The sequence below is a fragment of the Pseudomonas danubii genome, assembly GCF_042980055.1.
Taxonomy (GTDB): Bacteria; Pseudomonadota; Gammaproteobacteria; order Pseudomonadales; family Pseudomonadaceae; genus Aquipseudomonas; species Aquipseudomonas danubii.
The window spans coordinates 152,501-171,596 of record NZ_CP116502.1 but is presented as its reverse complement, the minus strand read 5'-3'; the positions used below and the strand labels follow the sequence as shown (position 1 = coordinate 171,596).

Below are 19,096 nucleotides of genomic sequence, written 5' to 3'. Positions count from 1 at the left end.
AAACGGAGCGTGTATACGCTCCGTTTCAGGTTCAGGCCGGCGATTACTTGCCGACTTGTTTTTCCTTGATTTCCGCCAGGGTCTTGCAATCAACGCACATATCGGCGGTTGGGCGGGCTTCCAGCCGGCGGATGCCGATCTCGACACCACAGGACTCACACCAGCCGTATTCTTCGTCTTCGATCAGTTGCAGGGTCTTGTCGATCTTCTTGATCAACTTGCGCTCACGATCACGGGCGCGCAGTTCAAGGCTGAACTCTTCTTCCTGGCTGGCACGGTCGGCCGGATCAGGGAAGTTGGCCGCTTCATCTTTCATGTGATCAACAGTGCGGTCGACTTCCTGCATCAAGTCCTGTTTCCACTTGTTCAGGATCTTGGTGAAGTGCTCACGCATGGGCTTGCCCATGTACTCTTCGCCCGCAGTTTCAACATAAGGTTCAAAACCGCTGATCGATTGAATCTGTTGCTTTGCTTGGGTGGGCATGAATGGACCGCCTCTACTCTTGTAATCCATTGCGCAGGATTGCTCCATCTCCGACACTTGCCGGCCCTGCGGCTGCAAGCGGGCGAACTTACCAGATCAAACCAGAGCGCGCTACTCCCGGTTGTCGAGCCTGCGTCCAGTCGCAGTCCGTAGACACGGGAAAACTCTGGCATGGCTTGCAGATCGGTCCGCTCAATCGTTGATTTTAGTCAAATCTGCGGTTTCTGTTTGCACCAGTTGGCGCAAGGCAACAGACCGCATGGATGGGGTTGGGTTCTCCCGAGCTTCACTGGATGGGTAGAATCGGACTTTTGCTCCCCCTCGAATAAAGGAAGGCTAATGGCTCTGCCCTACAGTGCGCGCAGTCGCGCTATCGAACCTTTCCATGTCATGGCCCTGCTGGCCCGCGCCAATGAGTTGCAGGCCGCCGGACATGATGTGATTCACCTGGAGATCGGCGAGCCGGACTTCACCACCGCCGAGCCGATCATCAAGGCCGGGCAGGCGGCCTTGAGCGCCGGCAAGACTCGTTACACCGCGGCGCGAGGTATCCCGGAGCTGCGTGGGGCAATCTCCGGTTTCTACCAGCAGCGTTATGGCCTGGATATCGACCCCGAGCGGATCATGATCACTCCCGGAGGTTCTGGTGCGTTGCTGCTGACCAGCAGCCTGCTGGTGGACCCGGGCAAGCACTGGCTGCTGGCTGACCCGGGCTATCCGTGCAACCGGCATTTTCTGCGTCTGGTGGAAGGCGCTGCGCAGTTGGTGCCGGTAGGGCCGGATGTGCGTTATCAACTGACTCCTGACTTGGTGGAGCGTTACTGGGATCAGGACAGCGTCGGCGCCCTGGTTGCTTCCCCGGCGAACCCTACCGGGACTGTGCTCAGTCGTGATGAACTGGCGGGCCTGTCCGCTGCGATCAAGGCTCGCAACGGACACCTGGTGGTGGACGAGATCTACCACGGCCTGACCTATGGCACTGATGCCGCCAGCGTGCTGGAAGTGGATGACAGCGCTTTCGTCCTGAATAGTTTTTCCAAGTATTTCGGCATGACCGGCTGGCGCCTGGGGTGGCTGGTGGCACCGCCTGCGGCTGTGGGTGAGCTGGAGAAACTGGCGCAGAACCTCTACATCAGTGCGCCGAGCATGGCCCAGTACGCTGCTCTGGCCTGTTTCGAGCCGCAAACCATCAGCATGCTTGAGGAGCGTCGTGCCGAATTCGGGCGCCGCCGGGATTTCCTGCTCCCGGCCTTGCGCGAGTTGGGCTTTGGTATCGCCGTGGAGCCTGAAGGAGCCTTCTATCTGTACGCCGATATCAGCGCTTTTGGTGGTGATGCCTTTGCTTTCTGCCGGCACTTCCTGGAGACCGAGCACTTGGCCTTCACTCCCGGCCTGGACTTCGGTCGTCACCAGGCGGGACACCATGTGCGTTTCGCCTACACCCAGAGCCTGGAGCGCCTCCAGGAAGCGGTGCAGCGTATCTCCCGTGGCCTGCAGAGCTGGCAAGGCTGATGCGCTTCGATCCTCCCTTGGAAGAAGGGCGTCTGCTGCGTCGCTACAAGCGTTTCCTGGCAGACATCGAAACCGCTGCGGGCGAACAGATGACGATTCACTGTCCCAATACCGGCTCAATGTTCAATTGCATGGTTGAAGGCGGGCAGGTGTGGTTCAGCCGTTCCAACGACCCCAAGCGCAAGCTGCCGGGCACCTGGGAAATCAGTGAAACGCCTCAAGGTCGTCTGGCCTGCGTCAATACCGGGCGGGCCAACAGCCTGGTTGAAGAGGCGTTGAGGGCGGGGCTGATCAATGAATTGAACGGCTTCACCGGGTTGAAGCGCGAGGTGCCTTATGGGCAGGAGAACAGTCGCATCGATTTTCGCCTGGATTACCCGGGCGGTCCGGCCTATGTCGAGGTCAAGAGTGTCACTCTGGGGTTCGATGGTTGCGCAGTGGCGGCGTTCCCCGATGCGGTGACCCAGCGCGGCGCCAAGCACTTGCGTGAACTGGCAAGCCTGGCCCGGGAGGGGGTACGTGCGGTTCAGCTGTATTGCGTCAATCTCTCGGGTATAGAAGCAGTGCGTCCGGCAGAGGAGATTGATCCGGGGTATGCCGTAGCCCTGAGGGAGGCGGTAGCGGCCGGTGTCGAGGTGCTGGCTTATGGCGTTCGCCTGACTGCACAGGAAGTCTCTATCGATCGGCGCCTAGAGGTGCTGTTTTAGGGTTAAAGATCGACCCAGATGCCCTGACTGTCTTCCCTGCAGTCGATAGCCCTCAGGAACTGCCCGGCGCATGGCCCTGCCACACATTCGCCACTCTCGATCAGAAACAGTGCGCCATGGGTGGCGCACTGGATCAGGCTGGCGCTGGGATCGAGGAACTGATCAGGTTGCCATTCCAGAGGCACTCCTCGGTGCGGGCACTGATTGGCATACACGTAGGCCTGCCCCTCGCGGCGCACGGCAAAGAGCTTCAAGCCCGCAAGCTGGAAACCCCGGCTACCGGTCTCGGGAAGGTCACTCCCGGCGCAAAGAAATTTCATGTCTATCCTCTTGGTCCGAAGGCTCTGCGCTAAGGCTGTCACAGTTTTTCCGTGGCGGCAGGATGAAACATGTCGACGCTTGACTGCTAAATGAAAACAATTATCAAATGGCCGTCTCGCCCGACACGGGGTGCTTGCTCATTTCGATGCCTGCTCTGCCTGGCATGTCACATGGACAGCTGCTTCGCGGGCCCCACGTCTATAAAGGAAATGTACTTATGCGCCTGAGTGCCAGCGCCATTGCGTTCTGTGCCGGAATGCTGGTGAGCCAGTGGGCCACCGCCGATGAATTGCCGCAGCGTTGGGTCAGTGCGGGTGGGGCCTTGTCTGAGTGGGTAACAGCTCTGGGCGCGGAGTCGAAGCTGGTGGGGGTCGACACCACCAGCCAGCATCCGGCATCACTCAAGGCGCTGCCCAGCATTGGCTATCAACGACAGCTATCGGCGGAAGGAATCCTGAGCCTGCGGCCGCAGATTCTGGTGGGTACAGAGGAAATGGGCCCGCCGCCGGTGCTGTCGCAGATTCGTAGCGCCGGGGTCAGGGTCGAGCTGTTTTCTGCCCAGGCTGATCTTCCTACCTTGCAGCACACTTTGCGGCATCTGGGGCAACTACTGGGCCGCGATGCGCAAGCCGCAGAGCTGTTTCAGGACTATCAAAAGCAGCTTGAACAGCAACACGCCTGGGTCAGTGAGGCACAGAAGGCCCAGGCGGCGCCGGGAGTATTGCTGCTGCTGGGGCATGCTGGCGGTAAACCGCTGATTGCCGGCAAGGACACTGCGGCGGACTGGCTCCTGCAGCAGGCCGGTGGGCACAACTTGGCGACCCATACCGGCTACAAGCCGTTTTCGGTGGAGTCCTTGGCCGGCTTGAGTCCGCAAGTCCTGGTGTTTTCCGATCGCAGTCTGAGCGGCGACGCGGCCCGTGCTGCGCTGTTCAAGGAAAACCCGGTGCTGGCGTCTACTGCGGCGGTCAAGGCTGGGCGGGTGGTCGAACTGGATCCGACCTTGCTGGTGGGGGGCTTGGGGCCTCGGTTGCCGGATAGCCTGAAGCGCTTGGCGGCAGTGTTCTACCCCCAGGCCAAGTCGGCCCAATGAGCCGTCTGGTCAAACCTAGAACGCTGTTTCTCGGGTTGGGAGCCCTGTGCCTCCTGGCTATTTGGCTGTCACTGGCCTTGGGGCCGGTCAGCCTGCCCCTGTTCGATACCTTGCGCGCCGCCCTGCGCTTGCTTGGAATACCGATCAATGGGCAGGGGCTGGAGCAGGCGGAGCTGATCCTCGGGCAGATCCGCCTGCCGCGGACCTTGCTTGGCCTTGCGGTGGGTGGAGTGCTGGCACTGTCCGGCGTGGCCATGCAGGGACTGTTTCGCAATCCCCTGGCGGATCCGGGGCTGGTGGGGGTGTCCAGTGGAGCAGCGTTGGGCGCGGCGATCGCCATTGTTGGCGGCTCGATGTTCGGCGGTGTACCGGAAGCCATTGGCCCCTACCTGCTCTCACTCTGTGCCTTTCTGGGTGGCCTGGGAGTGACAGCGCTGGTCTATCGTCTTGGCCGGCGCAATGGCCAGACTCATGTAGCAACCATGTTGCTGGCGGGAATAGCCTTGACGGCTCTGGCCAGCTCGGCTGTGGGCTTGTTCACCTACCTGGCGGATGATGCCACCTTGCGAACCTTGACCTTCTGGAACCTGGGCAGTCTGAACGGTGCCAGTTACCAGCGGTTGTGGCCGCTGCTGCTGGTGACGGCTGCGGTAGCTCTGTGGTTGCCTCGTCGGGCCACGGCATTGAATGCGCTGCTACTGGGCGAGTCCGAGGCCAAGCATTTGGGGATCGATGTCGAAGGACTCAAGCGCGAGCTGGTGTTCTGTACTGCCCTGGGCGTGGGAGCTGCCGTGGCTGCAGCGGGGATGATAGGTTTTGTCGGACTGGTGGTGCCCCATCTGGTGCGCCTGCTGTCGGGGCCGGATCATCGCACCTTGCTTCCGGCATCGATCCTGGCGGGGGCCAGCTTGTTGCTGTTGGCTGACCTGGTGGCGCGCCTGGCGCTGGCACCAGCCGAATTGCCCATCGGTATCGTCACCGCTTTTATCGGCGCGCCGTTCTTTTTGTACCTGTTGTTGCGAGGGCGCGCCTGATGCTGCGAGTCGAGAATCTGCATGTCCGCCGTGGTGGTAAAGATGTTCTGTCCGGCGTGGACCTGCAATTGTTGCCGGGCCAGGTATTGGGGGTGCTTGGACCCAATGGCGCCGGTAAAAGCAGCCTGCTCGGAGCCATGAGTGGAGAGTTGGCGGCCCACCAGGGCCGAGTGTCGCTGGATGGGCAAGAGTTGGCGCAGTGGCAGGGTACATTGCGGGCGCAACGTCTGGCGGTGTTGCCTCAGGCGTCGAGTCTGGACTTCGCTTTTCGGGTTGAGGAAGTGGTGGGGCTTGGGCGCTTGCCCCATCAGAGTGGTCGCGTGCGTGACGCACAGATAGTCAGTGCTGCGCTGGAGGCGGCCGATGTGATGCATCTGTCGGGGCGCAGCTACCTGGCGTTATCGGGTGGAGAGCGGCAGCGGGTGCATCTGGCGCGGGTCCTGGCGCAATTGTGGCCAGGACAGAGTGGACACAACCTGTTGCTGGATGAGCCCACGTCTGCCCTCGATCCGTTGCATCAACACATCACCTTGCAGGCCGTCCGGGAGTTTGCCGATCGCGGCGCGGCGGTGCTGATTATCCTCCATGACCTGAATCTGGCGGCGCGCTACTGTGATCGGGTATTGCTGCTTGAAGGCGGACGCCCACATTCGTTGGGTACGCCAGCCGAGGTGCTGCGTTCCGAGCCGTTGCAAGCGGTGTTCGGTCTGGAGGTTCTGGTGCAGCAGCACCCTGAACGCGGGCATCCGTTGATCATTGCCCGTTGATCTGACACACGGAGAGACCTGATGCGTGCACTCTCGCTACTGCTGGCCCTGTTGCTGGCGGCCTGTCACAGCATGCCGGAAACGCTGCCGCCGCCGGTTGCGCAGGAGCCAGGCAGCATTATTGATCTGCACAATGGTGAGGCGCTGAGCCCTGGCGAGCTGGTTGAACGCCTGGCACAGGCGCCCAGGCTGATAGTCGGTGAGCAGCATGACAACGCCGATCATCACGCGTTGCAGCTCTGGCTCTTGCGCTCTATGTCCGCGGCGCGGCAACAGGGCAGTCTGTTGTTGGAAATGCTCAATCCGGATCAGCAATCAAAAGTCGATCAGGTCAAGCGGTCCCTGGATGGGCGGCGCTTGCCTGATGGACTACCCGCTACGCTGGCCTGGCAACCGGGTTGGGACTGGAGTCTCTACGGTCCGCTGGTGGGTTATGCGTTGAAGCAGCCCTATCCATTGCTGGCAGCCAATCTGAACACTCAGGACGTGCGCAGGATTTATGCACAGGCGCCTGTTCTGTCAGGGGCGCGGAGCAATGCCCGCCCGGTGACTCAGCTATTGTCCGCGCAAATTCGCGAGTCCCACTGCGGCCTACTGCGCGAAAGCCAGGTGCCGTCCATGCTGGCGGTGCAGCAACAGCGGGATCGGCGCATGGCCGAGCGGCTGCTGGCAGCACCGACTCCAGCCTTGCTGTTTGCCGGATCTTTTCATGGGCGCCGGGATCTTGGGGTGCCCTTGCATATGGCTGATCTGGATCAGGGGCAGGAAGTTGTGGTGCTGATTCTGGCGGAGCAGGGAAGTGAGGTTTCCCCGGCATCGGCCGATTACGTCTGGTACACGCCACCCCAGCCACCCAAGGATTACTGCGCGCAATTGAAACCTTGAGTGGCTCACTTTTTCACGGGCAAAAAAAGACCCGGCAAGAGCCGGGTCAAATAACCGTGATTAGCCTGATGAGGAGATAATCTGAGAGTCCGAACCACTGGTCTTCCAGGTTATCGACTGATCTCGCGACCAGTTGTGATAATCATAACGATTCTCATTTCGAAGTCAACAAGGCTTTTTCAGTTTTCGCATATTTCGCTAAACGCTTGTTTGGATCCTCTGCTCGTTCAATCTTGGCTCGGGCTGTTCAAGGCCATGAGACGGGTCACTTCCTTGTTCAGCAGGTCGATGCGCCTTGCCATGCTCTCGATCAAGCTGTGGGCGATGCGTGGATTGCTCTGGGTCAGGCTGAGGAACTGCTCCTTGGGAATCAGCATGATCGTGCTCGGCTCGCTGGCGATCACACTGGCGCTGCGTTTCTCTCCGGTGAAGACCGCCATGGCGCCAAAAATCTCATCCTTGGGTACATCGCCAACTTTGTGGCCATCGACAAAGGCTTGGGCGTGCCCTTCGAGAATCACGAACACATGATCCGCCTCATCCCCTTGAGCAATCAGTACTTCGCCGGAAGCTACCCGTTTGAAGCCGTTGCTGCTGCGTAATTCCGGAGGTTTCAAGCGTGCTACTGCATCAGAGAGTAGGGCGGTCTGGCCAATCAGGTATTGCAGCAACAGTTCCGAGCGCTGTTCGTCAGCGTAGATATGCCGGAACACGTCGGTCCGCAAATAGGGGGTCAATATCAGTGGTGTGTCGCTGCTCAAGTGCCACTGTGGTTGCTCGATACCTCGACGCAACCCCACCAGATCGCCTTCATGCAGGTAAAAAAGTGGTCGTTCGTCAACGCTGGCCTGGATCACGCCGCTGTCGAGGAGGAACAGTTGGTGACCGGGCAGTGCGCTGGACAGGTCTGCTACAGCTTCAAATTCCAGGGCTGAACCGCTGGGTGAAAGTCCCGCCAGTAGCTGCGTCGGGATACTTTGCAGACGATTGATCAAGGCATCGGCGTAGGCCGGTTGCTCCCCCATCAGGTACATAAGGTTCTGCCAGTCAGTTTTTGTGGCGAGAGGAAATGGCGTCCAGCTGTTTGTTCAACGCCTCTTTGCGTTCAGCAGGAAGGTCGTTCCAGTGCATGTCCATCAAGGCTCCTTCAATGGCGTATAGCAGGACTTTAGAGGCGCGAAAGCCGCGGGTGCGCACCGCCCGATAGGCGTCTACCGCGCCCAGGCGGCGCAAGTCCGAAGCACTATGGATGCCCACTGCATGCAGCCATTGTGCGGAGGTCTTGCCAAGGTTCTTCAAATGTTGCAGTTCATCATTCATTAAGCCTCCTGGCGATGGCCGAATGGTGAGTGGGCAGCCTCAAAGGAGTGTAGCGCTCAGTAGAAAACGCGCTGTTCTTTGGTCGGGTTTGGCGCAAATGCTTCTAAGGAGGGGGTATCAGGACGAGGCAGCGAGAGCGCTCGGGCCTTGCAGGGTAAGGGAGCAATGGGATGTCACGGGTCCGGCGCGCAGTTGGGCGCCGGACAGAGCAGTGCAGGGGCTTTCAGCGGGTGTTGTAACGCAGGCGGGTACCGAAGTTGACCGACATGAGGATTTCGTCGGCAGTCAGTTCTACCGGGAAGTAGGCGCCAGAGATTTGCGCATGGGCCAGGCTGGCGCCTTCCATGGTGGCATTGCGCAGGTCCAGGCCACGCAGATCGGCGGAACGGAAGTAGGCGTCAGTAAAGTCGATGCCCTGAGCGTTCAACTGTCGCAGGTCGAGGCCGCGGAAGTCACCGCCACGCATGTCGATGGGTTGATCCTTTGGACGTTCGCGGTTGAAACCGACGATGTCGTCTTTGTGCAGCAGGGCGTAAAGCGGAGTATCCAGAAGTTTCGGTTGGCTCATGGCGACGTCACCAGTGTTGGATTTATGACGCCAGTATAGTGCCACTATTTTTCAGCCGTGAAGTCTTTGCACTTCACGGCTGAAATTACTGCTTACAGGCCTGGGAGGCGCTGACGAATGTTGGCAACCAGGGCATCCAGGCTACCGCTTTCGTTGGTTTCGATGCGCTTGCTGCGTAGCAGCTCTTCGTCGGTCAGGGCCTCACGCGTGGCTTGCTGGGTGGCGATCACTTCCAGAGTGGCATCGGAAGGATCGTTCTGATCGGCTTGACGTTGAGCCAACCAGCTGGCGACCACGGCCTCGGGTGCGTTGCAGTCGATGATCAGGCAAGGGGTGCCGGTGGATTCGGCCACCTTGGCTGCGGCATCCCGCTGCGCGCGCTTGAGGTAGGTAGCGTCGATCACGACTGGGAAACCAGCGCGCAGAATAGTTTCGGCAATTTCATGCAGGCGGGTGTAGGTGGCGCTGCTGGCTTCGCTGCTGTAGATACCGGCGTGAGGGTCGTTCGGCACTTGTTGCTCGCCGAACAGACGCTTGCGTTCCACATCGGAGCGCAGGCGAACGGCGCCCAGTGCCTCCACCAGACGCATGGCTACGCGGCTTTTGCCAACGGCCGAGACGCCCGAGGTGATCGCCAGGAAGCGTGATGGAATGGTGCTGTAGCTTTCCGCCAGGTTGGCGTAGTTGCGGTATTGGCGCAGGGTGGTGGCGCGCTGCACCGGAGTGGCATCGGCCGGCATGCTGAACAGGCTGACTTTGGCGCGTACCAGAGCACGGTAGGCTTTGTAGAAGTTCAGCAGTTCCAGGCCCTGATAGTCACCGGTCAGTTCCAGGTACTGGCTGATGAAACGCCGCGCCAGGCTTTTCAGGCCGCGATCTTCCAGGTCCATGGCGAGGAAACCGGTGTCGGCATAGACGTCAGTGAAACGGAAGGGTTCGTTGAATTCGATGCAGTCGAAAATCACCACCTTGCCGTCGATAAGGGTGGCGTTGCCCAGGTGGATATCACCGTGGCACTCACGGATAAAGCCTTCGCTCTTGCGTTGGGCCAGCAGTGGCTTGAGGCGTTCGAAACTAGCCTCGGCCCAGGCCTCCAGGGCTTCGAGCTGCTGCAGGTCGGCCTTATCGCTGAGGAAGGGGCGTATCTGCTCGAAGTTCTGGCGTACTGGCGCCATTACGCTTTCCGGTGTACCGGCTTCGTGGGCGGCCGGGACCTTGGGGGCGCTGAGGTGGAACTCGGCGATCTGCTTGGCCAGCTCGTCGATGTGCGCGGTGGTCAGTTCGCTATTGGCTTGCAAGGTGCTGAGCAATTGGCTCTGGGGGAACTGGCGCATTTTCAGCGCGTATTCGATGACCGGGCCGTTGCCGCCCAGCTCTGGTGCTTCGGCGCTACCGGTGATCGGCAGGACTTCCAGGTACAGGTCCTGGGTCAGGCGCTGGTTCAGGCGCAGCTCTTCACCGCAGAAATGCTCCCGGGCATCCAGGCTGGTGAAATCGAGGAACCCGAAATTCACCGGCTTCTTCACTTTATAAGCAAAGGGACCGGTGAGCAGTACCCAGGAGATGTGGGTTTCGATGACCTGAAACCCTTCTACGGGATGAGGATACAAAGCGGGGTTTTGCAGGGCGGCGATCAGTGACTGGCTCACGGGTGATCCTTTAGAGTCGGGAAAATCGAGGGCGTCATTATGGCCGTTGGGAGGGGTAACGCAAACCTCGGGTGGCGCATGTTGAGGATGAATAAAGTGCGTATAATCCGCCGCCATGACTCGTACCCGATCCCCTCGTTCCGCTAAAAAAACTCCCTCTGGTGGCCTGCGCCCCTGGCTGGGCTGGGCGCTCAAGCTCAGTTTGGTCGGCTTGGTAGTGCTCGCTGGCTTTGCGGTTTACCTCGATGCTGTGGTCCAGGAAAAATTCTCCGGCAAGCGCTGGACTATCCCGGCCAAGGTCTATGCCCGTCCGCTGGAGCTGTTCGTCGGACAAAAGCTCAGCAAGGAGGACTTCCTGACGGAGCTCGATGCCCTGGGCTATCGCCGCGAAAGTGTCGCCAACGGTCCCGGTGCTGCTGCGGTCAGCGGCAACACTGTCGATCTGAATACCCGTGGCTTCCAGTTCTATGAAGGATTGGAGCAGGCGCAGCCGGTTCGCGTGCGTTTCTCCGGTGACTATGTGGCGGAGCTGTCCGGCAGTAAGGGCGCCAAGCTTGCGGTCGTGCGGCTGGAGCCGCTGCTGATCGGTGGCCTGTACCCGAAAAACCTGGAGGACCGGATCCTGATCAAGATCGATCAGGTTCCCCCCTACCTGCTGGAAACCCTGGTGGCGGTGGAAGACCGTGATTTCTATTCGCACTTCGGGGTGTCACCGAAGTCGATTGCCCGGGCGATCTGGGTCAACACTTCGTCGGGCCAGATGCGCCAGGGTGGCAGCACCCTGACCCAGCAGTTGGTGAAGAACTTCTTCCTGACCAATGAACGCAGCCTGTCGCGAAAGCTCAATGAAGCCATGATGGCGCTGCTGCTGGAGCTGCATTACGACAAGCGCGAGATTCTCGAGGCCTATCTCAACGAGGTTTTTGTCGGCCAGGACGGTCAGCGAGCGGTGCACGGTTTCGGTTTGGCCAGCCAGTTCTTCTTCAGCCAGCCGCTGTCCGAACTCAAATTGCATCAGGTAGCGCTGCTGGTGGGGATGGTCAAAGGTCCTTCCTATTACAATCCGCGGCGTTATCCGGAGCGTGCTCTGGAACGGCGCAACCTGGTGCTCGACCTGCTTGAGCAACAGGGTGTGGCCACTGCCGAGCAGGTTGAAACGGCGAAAAAAATGCCATTGGGTGTGACCAAGCGCGGCAGCCTGGCTGACAGCTCGTTCCCAGGCTTCCTCGACCTGGTTAAGCGCCAGTTGCGAGAAGATTATCGCGACGAAGACTTGACTGAAGAAGGGCTGCGAATCTTCACCAGTTTCGATCCCATCCTGCAGATGAAGGCTGAGGCTTCGGTCAACGATACCTTCAAACGCCTGGCGGGACGCAAGGGCTCGGAAGACGTTGAAGCGGCCATGGTGGTGACCAATCCGGAAACCGGTGAAGTCCAGGCCATGATCGGCAGTCGTCAGGCCAGCTTCGCCGGTTTCAATCGGGCATTGGACGCAGTGCGCCCAATTGGCTCGCTGATCAAGCCTGCGGTCTACCTGACGGCTCTGGAAAAGCCCAGCCAGTACACCCTGACCAGTTGGCTTTCCGATGAGGCTTTCTCGGTGAAGGGGGCTGACGGCCAGGTGTGGAAGCCGCAGAACTACGACCGTCGTTCCCATGGCACCGTTTTCCTGTACCAGGGCCTGGCCCATTCCTACAACTTGTCCACCGCGCGACTTGGCTTGGAAGTGGGCGTACCCAACGTCCTGAAAACCCTGGGGCGCCTGGGCGTTACCCGGGAGTTCCCGGCGTTCCCCTCGATGCTGCTGGGAGCCGGTGGCATGAGCCCGATCGAAGTGGCGACCATGTACCAGACCCTGGCCAATGGCGGTTTCAATACGCCAATGCGCGGGATTCGCAGCGTATTGACGGCCGAAGGCGAACCACTCAAGCGTTATCCGTTCCAGATTCAGCAGCGATTCGATGCTGGGTCTATCTACCTGATCCAGAGTGCGATGCAGCGTGTGATGCGCGAAGGCACGGGTAGCTCGGTTTACAACGTATTGCCCAAGACCCTGGCGCTTGCGGGCAAGACCGGCACCAGTAACGACTCCCGTGACAGCTGGTTCGCCGGCTTCAGCCAGGACCTGCTGGCGGTGGTCTGGCTGGGCCGTGACGATAATGGCAAGACGCCGTTTACCGGCGCCACGGGTGCCTTGCAGGTGTGGACCAGTTTCATGCGCAAGGCCGATCCGCTGCCGCTGGATATGCCGCAGCCGGACAACGTGGTTCAAGCCTGGGTCGATTCGCGTACCGGACAGGGCTCCGATGCCAACTGTCCGGGGGCTGTACAGATGCCGTATATTCGCGGCAGCGAACCGCCTCCCGGCGCCTCCTGCGGTGGTGAAACCCCGGCAGGTAGCGATGTGATGGATTGGGTCAAGGGCTGGATGAACTAAGCGATGAGGGTTTGACGTGAACAAGTGGTGGGTTCCAGCTATTACAGCTCTGGCGTTGCTCAACGGTTGCGCCAGTGTGCAGCGCGGCTCCATTCCCGTCGTGGACTCCGGCACGGCCGTGTCCAACAGTGAGCGGATTTCTGCCTCCGGAGGCTTTCGACAGACGACGATCAAGCGTCCGGCGCAAGCTCAAGCACAGGCGATTCCGGAGGACTCCGGGGTGGTGGTGATGGTTCCGGGTGGTGGCGCAACGGCTTCGGCGCCGATCAGCAGCTCACCGATTACTCCGGGGCCTATTACCCCGGGTCCGGTGGACGGCTCTGGCTATCAGCCGGCGCCGATCAACCAGGGCACCTACAACATGCCTTCCACGCCCAGTGGCATCCCTTCGGCACGTGCCGGTGGCCTGTCTGCTGATGAGCAACTGGACGGTCCGGTGCTAGCGTTGCTAACCACTGCGCAACAGCAGCAGTCCAGTGGTGACCTGAACGGTGCTTCTTCCAGCCTCGAGCGGGCGCAGCGTGTTGCTCCACGTGAGCCGCAGGTGCTGTACCGCTTGGCTCAGGTGCGCATGGCCCAGGGCGATGCGCCGCAAGCCGAACAGTTTGCTCGTCGCGGTCTGAGTTTTGCCAATGGTCGTCCCGATCTTCAGGCGAGTTTGTGGGAGTTGATCGCCCAGACACGGGAGAAACAGGGTGATGCAGCTGGTGCCGCCCAGGCACGGCAGAAAGCCCGAGTCTCGCTGTGATGGATGTGCGTTTTCCCAAGATCGCCGAGCAGTTGCTGCTGATCGAGCGTGAGTTGCGCGTGCAGGGGCTGTGGGACGAGATAGCACCCAGTGCCGAGGCTCTGGCCAGTACTCAGCCTTTTGCCGTGGATACGCTGGATTTCGAGCAGTGGCTGCAGTGGATCTTTCTGCCGCGCATGAAGGTGATCCTGGAGCAGGACCTGCCGCTGCCCAATGCCTCCGGTATCCAGGAGATGGCCGAAATGGTGTTCTCCACCCGGCCGATGCAGGGGCGCGATCTGCAGTTGCGAATGTTGCTCAAAGAGTTCGATCAACTCATCGCGGCCACCCGCTGAATCCGAGACTGCCGGGTGTGCCTGGCAGTCGCCTTCGGATGCCAGGCACCGTCCTCCTCACCTCTTCCTAGCGCTCTTCTTGCCGTTCTGCCGGCAGCCTTGACCAGTCCCTGTCTATAGGCCGATGACCAAAGTCAAGGTGCGCATTTCTGAGTTGCTTGTCGAATATTGCGCAATCGAAGTGCAGGCAGTGGTTGTTTTTGGGTTTTTTCTTGCGTTCTCATGCGCTTAGTTCGAATTAACTACATAGACGACTTGACTTGAAGGGGACGAAACAGAAGAATCCAAAGTCCGCTGTAGAGGGACTGCCAGAAGCAGACCCACTCAGCAGATCATGAGGCGCACATCCGCGCCGAAGTGCTACACCCGCAACGCGTTACCTCGCGCTGGGTGGGAAAACCCCGCAACACTTTGGGGCGCTCCCAATACTTGCTCAGTCAGTGCTGACGTAGTCGGCGACCACCGTCGCTCATGCTCTGCTGAGAAGTAAACCTATTAAGACCCGCTCCCTTTTGAGGGCGGTATTCTGGCGTTTTAGAGGTGAACAACGTGGAGCTTTTATCTGGCGGTGAGATGCTCGTCCGCTTTTTGCGTGACGAAGGCGTCAAATATATCTACGGGTACCCAGGTGGTGCTCTCCTTCATGTTTACGATGCCCTGTTCAAAGAGCCGGAAGTGACTCACATCCTGGTTCGTCACGAACAAGCGGCAACCCATATGGCTGACGGCTATGCCCGTGCCACCGGCAAAGCCGGCGTGGTACTGGTGACTTCCGGCCCGGGCGCGACCAATGCCATTACCGGTATTGCCACCGCCTACATGGACTCGATTCCAATGGTGATCATTTCCGGTCAGGTGCCTAGCACCATGGTCGGTACCGATGCGTTCCAGGAAACCGACATGATCGGTATCTCCCGGCCGATCGTGAAGCACAGCTTCATGATCAAGCACGCTTCGGAAATCCCGGAAGTCATGAAGAAAGCCTTCTACCTGGCGCAGTCCGGTCGTCCCGGTCCGGTAGTGGTCGATATCCCGAAGGACATGACCAACCCGGCTGAAAAGTTCGAATACGTTTTCCCCAAGAAAGCCAAGCTGCGCTCCTACAGCCCAGCTGTCCGTGGTCATTCCGGGCAAATCCGCAAGGCGGCAGAGATGCTCCTGGCGGCCAAGCGACCTGTGCTTTATGCAGGCGGCGGCGTGATCCTTGGTGGCGGCTCCGCACCGCTCACCGAGCTGGCCAAGATGCTCAATCTGCCAGTGACCAATACCTTGATGGGCTTGGGCGCCTATCCAGGTACTGACCGACAGTTCGTCGGCATGCTCGGCATGCACGGCAGCTACACGGCCAACCTGACCATGCACCACGCTGACGTGATTCTTGCAGTAGGCGCGCGCTTCGATGACCGGGTTATCAACGGTGCACCGAAGTTCTGCCCGAACGCCAAGATCATTCATGTGGACATCGACCCTGCTTCCATCTCCAAGACCATCAAGGCTGACGTGCCTATCGTGGGGCCTGTGGAAAGTGTCCTGACCGAAATGGTCGCGGCGCTCAAGGAAATCGGCGAGACCCCGAACAAGGACACGGTCGCCAGCTGGTGGAAGCAGATCGACGAGTGGCGTGGTGATCGCGGCCTGTTCCCTTACGACAAGGGCGACGGCAGCATCATCAAGCCGCAAACGGTGATCGAGACCCTGTGCGAAGTGACCAAGGGCGATGCCTTTGTCACCTCCGACGTGGGCCAGCACCAGATGTTCGCGGCGCAGTATTACAAGTTCAACAAGCCCAATCGCTGGATCAACTCCGGCGGCCTGGGCACCATGGGCTTCGGTTTCCCGGCAGCCATGGGCGTCAAGTTGAGCTTTCCGGATAATGATGTCGCCTGCGTCACCGGCGAGGGCAGTATCCAGATGAATATCCAGGAGCTGTCCACCTGCCTGCAGTACGGTCTGCCGGTCAAGATCGTTAACCTGAACAACGGTGTGCTGGGCATGGTTCGCCAATGGCAGGACATGAGCTACGGCAGCCGTCACTCGCACTCCTACATGGAGTCGCTGCCTGACTTCGTCAAGCTGGTTGAGGCCTATGGGCACGTGGGCATGCGTATCACGGATCTGAAGGATCTGAAGCCGAAGATGGAAGAAGCGTTCGCCATGAAGGATCGCCTGGTATTCCTCGATATCCAGGTCGACACCAGCGAGCACGTCTATCCGATGCAGATCAAAGACGGCTCTATGCGCGATATGTGGCTGAGCAAGACGGAGCGTACTTAATCATGCGGCACATCATTTCCTTGCTTTTGGAAAACGAACCGGGCGCTTTGTCTCGCGTAGTTGGTCTGTTCTCTCAGCGTAACTACAACATTGAAAGCTTGACTGTGGCACCGACCGAAGACCCGACCCTGTCGCGTCTGACCCTCACCACGGTTGGTCATGATGAGATCATCGAGCAGATCACCAAGAACCTGAACAAGTTGATCGAGGTGGTGAAGCTGGTGGACCTTTCGGAAAGTGCTCACATCGAGCGCGAACTGATGTTGGTCAAGATCAAGGCCACTGGTGCACAGCGCGCCGAGGTCAAGCGCACTACCGATATTTACCGTGGGCAGATCGTTGATGTCAGCGCCAGCGTGTATACCGTTCAATTGACCGGTACCAGCGACAAGCTCGACAGTTTCATTCAATCGATCGGCACCGCGTCGATTCTAGAAACCGTACGCAGTGGTGTCACCGGGATTGCCCGTGGCGACAAAGTACTGAGCATCTAACTCAAATTAGCGAATGGCCGGAACGGCCTGATATAGGGGAAATTCATGAAAGTTTTCTACGATAAAGACTGCGACCTGTCGATCATCCAGGGCAAGAAAGTTGCCATCATCGGTTACGGTTCCCAGGGCCACGCTCAAGCTTGCAACCTGAAAGACTCCGGTGTTGACGTGACTGTAGGCCTGCGCAAAGGCTCGGCCACTGTTGCCAAGGCTGAGGCTCATGGCCTGAAAGTGACCGACGTTGCTGCAGCCGTTGCCGGCGCCGACCTGGTCATGATCCTGACCCCGGACGAGTTCCAGTCCCAGCTGTACAAGAATGAAATCGAGCCGAACATCAAGAAGGGTGCCACCCTGGCCTTCTCCCACGGCTTCGCGATCCACTACAACCAGGTTGTTCCACGTGCTGACCTCGACGTGATCATGATCGCGCCGAAGGCTCCAGGCCACACCGTGCGTTCCGAGTTCGTCAAGGGCGGCGGTATTCCTGACCTGATCGCTATCTATCAGGACGCTTCCGGCAATGCCAAGAACGTAGCCTTGTCTTATGCAGCTGGCGTAGGCGGTGGTCGTACCGGCATCATCGAAACCACCTTCAAGGACGAGACTGAAACCGACCTGTTCGGCGAGCAGGCTGTTCTGTGTGGCGGTACCGTTGAGCTGGTCAAAGCCGGTTTCGAAACCCTGGTTGAAGCTGGCTACGCGCCGGAAATGGCCTACTTCGAATGCTTGCACGAACTGAAGTTGATCGTTGACCTCATGTACGAAGGCGGTATCGCCAACATGAACTACTCGATCTCCAACAACGCCGAATACGGCGAGTACGTGACTGGTCCAGAAGTTATCAACGCCGAATCCCGTCAGGCCATGCGCAACGCTCTGAAGCGCATCCAGGACGGTGAGTACGCGAAAATGTTCATCAGCGAGGGTGCTACCGGTTACCCATCGATGACCGCCAAGCGTCGTAACAACGCTGCTCACGGTATCGAAATCATCGGTGAGCAACTTCGTTCGATGATGCCGTGGATCGGTGCTAACAAAATCGTCGACAAAGCCAAGAACTAAGTTCGAGCCTTGTCAGAGAAAACGCGGCCTAGGCCGCGTTTTTTCGTTTGGACGGGTAGGTTCTGGTATAAAGCTGGATCCTTTGTGGCCGAATCACGGCCCTGGGGTATCTGTCGAAACTTTTCACACCGTTGCAAGGTATTTGTCCATGAGCGAACGTCCCGAAGAGCCAAACCAGGCCTCTGACGCCGAAAGCCTGCTACCGATCGATGAGCATGTCGAAGAAGGGCATGACGCTGAAGGCCGTAAAGTCCGGCATCGTGGTATCTATCTTCTGCCGAATCTGTTCACCACTGCGAACCTGTTCGCGGGGTTCTATTCCATTATCAGTTCCATGAGTGCCCAGAGTGCGCTGAGTGCTGGGGACACGGCGGGGGCAAGCAAGTACTTTGCCTTTGCCGCTATTGCGATCTTTGTCGCTATGGTCCTTGACGGTTTGGATGGGCGTGTAGCTCGTATGACCAATACCCAAAGTGCTTTCGGCGCCGAGTACGATTCACTGTCGGATATGGTTGCATTTGGCGTAGCGCCGGCATTGCTTGCCTTCGGTTGGGCTCTTGGCGATATGGGTAAGGTCGGCTGGATGGTCGCCTTTATCTATGTGGCGGGTGCTGCACTGCGCCTGGCACGTTTCAACACTCAGGTGGGAACTGCTGATAAGCGTTACTTCATTGGCCTGGCCAGCCCTGCGGCGGCGGGTGTGGTGGCGGGTATTGTCTGGGCTTTCAGTGACTACGGTATCCAGGGTTCGAAGATGTCGTTTCTGGTGGCGCTGATGGTGGCGGCGGCAGGCATGTTGATGGTCAGCAATATCAAGTACAACAGCTTCAAGGACCTGGATCTGAAAGGGCGGGTACCCTTTGTAGCGATTCTGGCAGTAGTGCTGGTGTTTGCCGTGGTGTTCAGCGATCCGCCACGTATTCTGTTGCTGGTGTTCCTGGCTTATGCAGCTTCGGGTCCTATCCAGTACCTGTTGCACCTGCGTCGTCGCAAAAGCGCCGAGTGATGTAATTTCCTCCATACTCCGCAGTCTATTGGTACATCTGTCCTCCAATACTGCGGAGTTGCCATGTTGTTCAAATTCCCCAAAGCGTCCGACTGCAATGAGTCGGATGTCACGCCTGAATCTCTTTATCTCTCTCGACGCAGCTTGCTGGGTGGTGCGGTTGCAGGCATGGCTTTTGCCGGTTTGCCGCGTTGGGCAGTTGCGCAGGATATGGCGCGTTACGCCGACGTGGAGCCTGGCCGTGCGCCTGCGTGGTTTTCTGACAAGCTGACCAACACCCGGTGGCAAGCCGTAACAGTCAAGGGAGAGGCGATCACGCCTTTCAAGGATGCGACCCACTACAACAACTTCTATGAGTTCGGTACGGACAAGGGGGATCCGGCGGCCAACGCGGGTGCGC

General features: G+C 59.1%; 20 protein-coding genes (1 of these 20 only partly in view). 14 read left to right on the top strand and 6 right to left on the bottom strand.

Translation table 11 applies throughout. The annotated features are described in order from the left end of the window. Nucleotides 1-43: 43 nt before the first annotated feature. Nucleotides 44-484, bottom strand: coding sequence for an RNA polymerase-binding protein DksA (gene dksA / locus PFZ56_RS00860; protein ID WP_011063504.1), 441 nt, complete (start codon nt 482-484; stop codon nt 44-46). Between the two features lie 339 nt (nt 485-823). Here dksA and PFZ56_RS00855 point away from each other — a divergent pair, with 339 nt between their 5' ends. Together PFZ56_RS00855 and sfsA are read left to right on the top strand one after the other, a co-directional pair. Beyond that, nucleotides 824-1,996: a pyridoxal phosphate-dependent aminotransferase gene (locus tag PFZ56_RS00855; protein WP_102865492.1), complete on the top strand. Its 1,173-nt coding sequence runs from the start codon at nt 824-826 to the stop codon at nt 1,994-1,996. Then, a complete protein-coding gene (gene sfsA, locus PFZ56_RS00850) occupies nt 1,996-2,703 on the top strand; it encodes a DNA/RNA nuclease SfsA (protein WP_110652097.1) in 708 nt (235 codons plus the stop codon). The genes PFZ56_RS00855 and sfsA overlap by 1 nt, the downstream gene beginning before the upstream one ends. Before the next feature lie 2 nt (nt 2,704-2,705). On the opposite strand, the gene PFZ56_RS00845 is transcribed toward sfsA, so the two are convergent. Further along, nucleotides 2,706-3,023 (bottom strand): Rieske (2Fe-2S) protein, encoded by a 318-nt coding sequence (locus PFZ56_RS00845; RefSeq protein ID WP_123390457.1) that lies wholly within the window; start codon nt 3,021-3,023, stop codon nt 2,706-2,708. A 218-nt stretch (nt 3,024-3,241) separates the two neighbouring features. On the opposite strand from PFZ56_RS00845, the gene PFZ56_RS00840 reads away from it, so the two are divergent. The 4 genes from PFZ56_RS00840 to PFZ56_RS00825 are packed head-to-tail and all read left to right on the top strand — an operon-like array spanning nt 3,242 to nt 6,803. Beyond that, nucleotides 3,242-4,117 carry a hemin ABC transporter substrate-binding protein gene (locus PFZ56_RS00840; RefSeq protein ID WP_170002384.1) on the top strand — a complete coding sequence of 292 codons (876 nt, stop codon included), beginning with the start codon at nt 3,242-3,244 and terminating at the stop codon, nt 4,115-4,117. Continuing rightward, nucleotides 4,114-5,151, top strand: a complete 1,038-nt coding sequence (locus tag PFZ56_RS00835; protein WP_102865496.1) for an iron ABC transporter permease — start codon at nt 4,114-4,116, stop codon at nt 5,149-5,151. Before PFZ56_RS00840 ends, PFZ56_RS00835 begins: the two co-directional genes overlap by 4 nt. Then, on the top strand, nt 5,151-5,918 hold the full coding sequence (locus PFZ56_RS00830) for a heme ABC transporter ATP-binding protein (RefSeq protein ID WP_102865497.1): 768 nt from the start codon (nt 5,151-5,153) through the stop codon (nt 5,916-5,918). The genes PFZ56_RS00835 and PFZ56_RS00830 overlap by 1 nt, the downstream gene beginning before the upstream one ends. Nucleotides 5,919-5,939: 21 nt before the next feature. Further along, nucleotides 5,940-6,803 (top strand): ChaN family lipoprotein, encoded by an 864-nt coding sequence (locus PFZ56_RS00825; protein WP_170002386.1) that lies wholly within the window; start codon nt 5,940-5,942, stop codon nt 6,801-6,803. Nucleotides 6,804-7,030: 227 nt separating this feature from the next. Here the strand turns inward: PFZ56_RS00825 and PFZ56_RS00820 are convergent, their stop codons facing one another. The 4 genes from PFZ56_RS00820 to PFZ56_RS00805 all read right to left on the bottom strand — a co-directional run bounded on the left by PFZ56_RS00820 (nt 7,031) and on the right by PFZ56_RS00805 (nt 10,340). Then, nucleotides 7,031-7,837, bottom strand: a complete 807-nt coding sequence (locus tag PFZ56_RS00820) for a Crp/Fnr family transcriptional regulator (RefSeq protein WP_102882220.1) — start codon at nt 7,835-7,837, stop codon at nt 7,031-7,033. A gap of 13 nt (nt 7,838-7,850) precedes the next feature. Beyond that, nucleotides 7,851-8,123 (bottom strand): TfoX/Sxy family protein, encoded by a 273-nt coding sequence (locus tag PFZ56_RS00815; protein ID WP_011063495.1) that lies wholly within the window; start codon nt 8,121-8,123, stop codon nt 7,851-7,853. Between the two features lie 223 nt (nt 8,124-8,346). Then, nucleotides 8,347-8,691 carry a pentapeptide repeat-containing protein gene (locus tag PFZ56_RS00810; RefSeq protein WP_102882219.1) on the bottom strand — a complete coding sequence of 115 codons (345 nt, stop codon included), beginning with the start codon at nt 8,689-8,691 and terminating at the stop codon, nt 8,347-8,349. Nucleotides 8,692-8,783: 92 nt separating this feature from the next. Next, nucleotides 8,784-10,340 carry a bifunctional aminoglycoside phosphotransferase/ATP-binding protein gene (locus PFZ56_RS00805; protein ID WP_123390465.1) on the bottom strand — a complete coding sequence of 519 codons (1,557 nt, stop codon included), beginning with the start codon at nt 10,338-10,340 and terminating at the stop codon, nt 8,784-8,786. Between the two features lie 115 nt (nt 10,341-10,455). Between PFZ56_RS00805 and mrcB the strand changes: the two genes are divergently transcribed. From mrcB to msrP, 8 genes are all read left to right on the top strand, one after another. Then, entirely contained in the window at nt 10,456-12,777 is a 2,322-nt protein-coding gene (gene mrcB, locus PFZ56_RS00800) for a penicillin-binding protein 1B (RefSeq protein ID WP_170002388.1), read from the top strand. Nucleotides 12,778-12,793: 16 nt separating this feature from the next. Then, nucleotides 12,794-13,525 carry a tetratricopeptide repeat protein gene (locus PFZ56_RS00795; protein WP_170002390.1) on the top strand — a complete coding sequence of 244 codons (732 nt, stop codon included), beginning with the start codon at nt 12,794-12,796 and terminating at the stop codon, nt 13,523-13,525. After that, complete coding sequence (locus PFZ56_RS00790; protein ID WP_102882215.1) at nt 13,525-13,860, top strand: YqcC family protein; 336 nt, start codon at nt 13,525-13,527, stop codon at nt 13,858-13,860. The genes PFZ56_RS00795 and PFZ56_RS00790 overlap by 1 nt, the downstream gene beginning before the upstream one ends. A gap of 549 nt (nt 13,861-14,409) precedes the next feature. Next, the gene (locus PFZ56_RS00785; RefSeq protein WP_042940970.1) at nt 14,410-16,134 is read left to right on the top strand and encodes an acetolactate synthase 3 large subunit; all 1,725 of its coding nucleotides are present in this window, start codon (nt 14,410-14,412) and stop codon (nt 16,132-16,134) included. A 2-nt stretch (nt 16,135-16,136) separates the two neighbouring features. After that, nucleotides 16,137-16,628 (top strand): acetolactate synthase small subunit, encoded by a 492-nt coding sequence (gene ilvN / locus PFZ56_RS00780; protein WP_016964842.1) that lies wholly within the window; start codon nt 16,137-16,139, stop codon nt 16,626-16,628. Nucleotides 16,629-16,673: 45 nt separating this feature from the next. After that, nucleotides 16,674-17,690, top strand: a complete 1,017-nt coding sequence (ilvC, locus tag PFZ56_RS00775) for a ketol-acid reductoisomerase (protein ID WP_007959661.1) — start codon at nt 16,674-16,676, stop codon at nt 17,688-17,690. Between the two features lie 148 nt (nt 17,691-17,838). Then, nucleotides 17,839-18,696, top strand: a complete 858-nt coding sequence (pssA, locus tag PFZ56_RS00770) for a CDP-diacylglycerol--serine O-phosphatidyltransferase (RefSeq protein WP_102865505.1) — start codon at nt 17,839-17,841, stop codon at nt 18,694-18,696. A 63-nt stretch (nt 18,697-18,759) separates the two neighbouring features. Further along, nucleotides 18,760-19,096, top strand: the start of a protein-coding gene (gene msrP, locus PFZ56_RS00765) for a protein-methionine-sulfoxide reductase catalytic subunit MsrP (protein WP_102882214.1). The gene runs 677 nt beyond the window's last position; 337 of the gene's 1,014 nt are visible here — the first part of the coding sequence; its start codon is at nt 18,760-18,762; its stop codon lies off the right edge, out of view.

Excerpts from the sequence above, each read along its gene's own strand:
- PFZ56_RS00845 (WP_123390457.1), bottom strand. The coding sequence starts at position 3,023 with ATGAAATTTCTTTGCGCCGGGAGTGACCTTCCCGAGACCGGTAGCCGG.
- PFZ56_RS00790 (WP_102882215.1), top strand. The coding sequence starts at position 13,525 with ATGGATGTGCGTTTTCCCAAGATCGCCGAGCAGTTGCTGCTGATCGAG.
- pssA (WP_102865505.1), top strand. The coding sequence starts at position 17,839 with ATGAGCGAACGTCCCGAAGAGCCAAACCAGGCCTCTGACGCCGAAAGC.
- PFZ56_RS00855 (WP_102865492.1), top strand. The coding sequence starts at position 824 with ATGGCTCTGCCCTACAGTGCGCGCAGTCGCGCTATCGAACCTTTCCAT.
- PFZ56_RS00835 (WP_102865496.1), top strand. The coding sequence starts at position 4,114 with ATGAGCCGTCTGGTCAAACCTAGAACGCTGTTTCTCGGGTTGGGAGCC.
- PFZ56_RS00820 (WP_102882220.1), bottom strand. The coding sequence starts at position 7,837 with ATGTACCTGATGGGGGAGCAACCGGCCTACGCCGATGCCTTGATCAAT.
- PFZ56_RS00825 (WP_170002386.1), top strand. The coding sequence starts at position 5,940 with ATGCGTGCACTCTCGCTACTGCTGGCCCTGTTGCTGGCGGCCTGTCAC.
- PFZ56_RS00830 (WP_102865497.1), top strand. The coding sequence starts at position 5,151 with ATGCTGCGAGTCGAGAATCTGCATGTCCGCCGTGGTGGTAAAGATGTT.
- PFZ56_RS00815 (WP_011063495.1), bottom strand. The coding sequence starts at position 8,123 with ATGAATGATGAACTGCAACATTTGAAGAACCTTGGCAAGACCTCCGCA.
- dksA (WP_011063504.1), bottom strand. The coding sequence starts at position 484 with ATGCCCACCCAAGCAAAGCAACAGATTCAATCGATCAGCGGTTTTGAA.
- PFZ56_RS00840 (WP_170002384.1), top strand. The coding sequence starts at position 3,242 with ATGCGCCTGAGTGCCAGCGCCATTGCGTTCTGTGCCGGAATGCTGGTG.
- mrcB (WP_170002388.1), top strand. The coding sequence starts at position 10,456 with ATGACTCGTACCCGATCCCCTCGTTCCGCTAAAAAAACTCCCTCTGGT.
- sfsA (WP_110652097.1), top strand. The coding sequence starts at position 1,996 with ATGCGCTTCGATCCTCCCTTGGAAGAAGGGCGTCTGCTGCGTCGCTAC.
- PFZ56_RS00810 (WP_102882219.1), bottom strand. The coding sequence starts at position 8,691 with ATGAGCCAACCGAAACTTCTGGATACTCCGCTTTACGCCCTGCTGCAC.
- ilvC (WP_007959661.1), top strand. The coding sequence starts at position 16,674 with ATGAAAGTTTTCTACGATAAAGACTGCGACCTGTCGATCATCCAGGGC.
- ilvN (WP_016964842.1), top strand. The coding sequence starts at position 16,137 with ATGCGGCACATCATTTCCTTGCTTTTGGAAAACGAACCGGGCGCTTTG.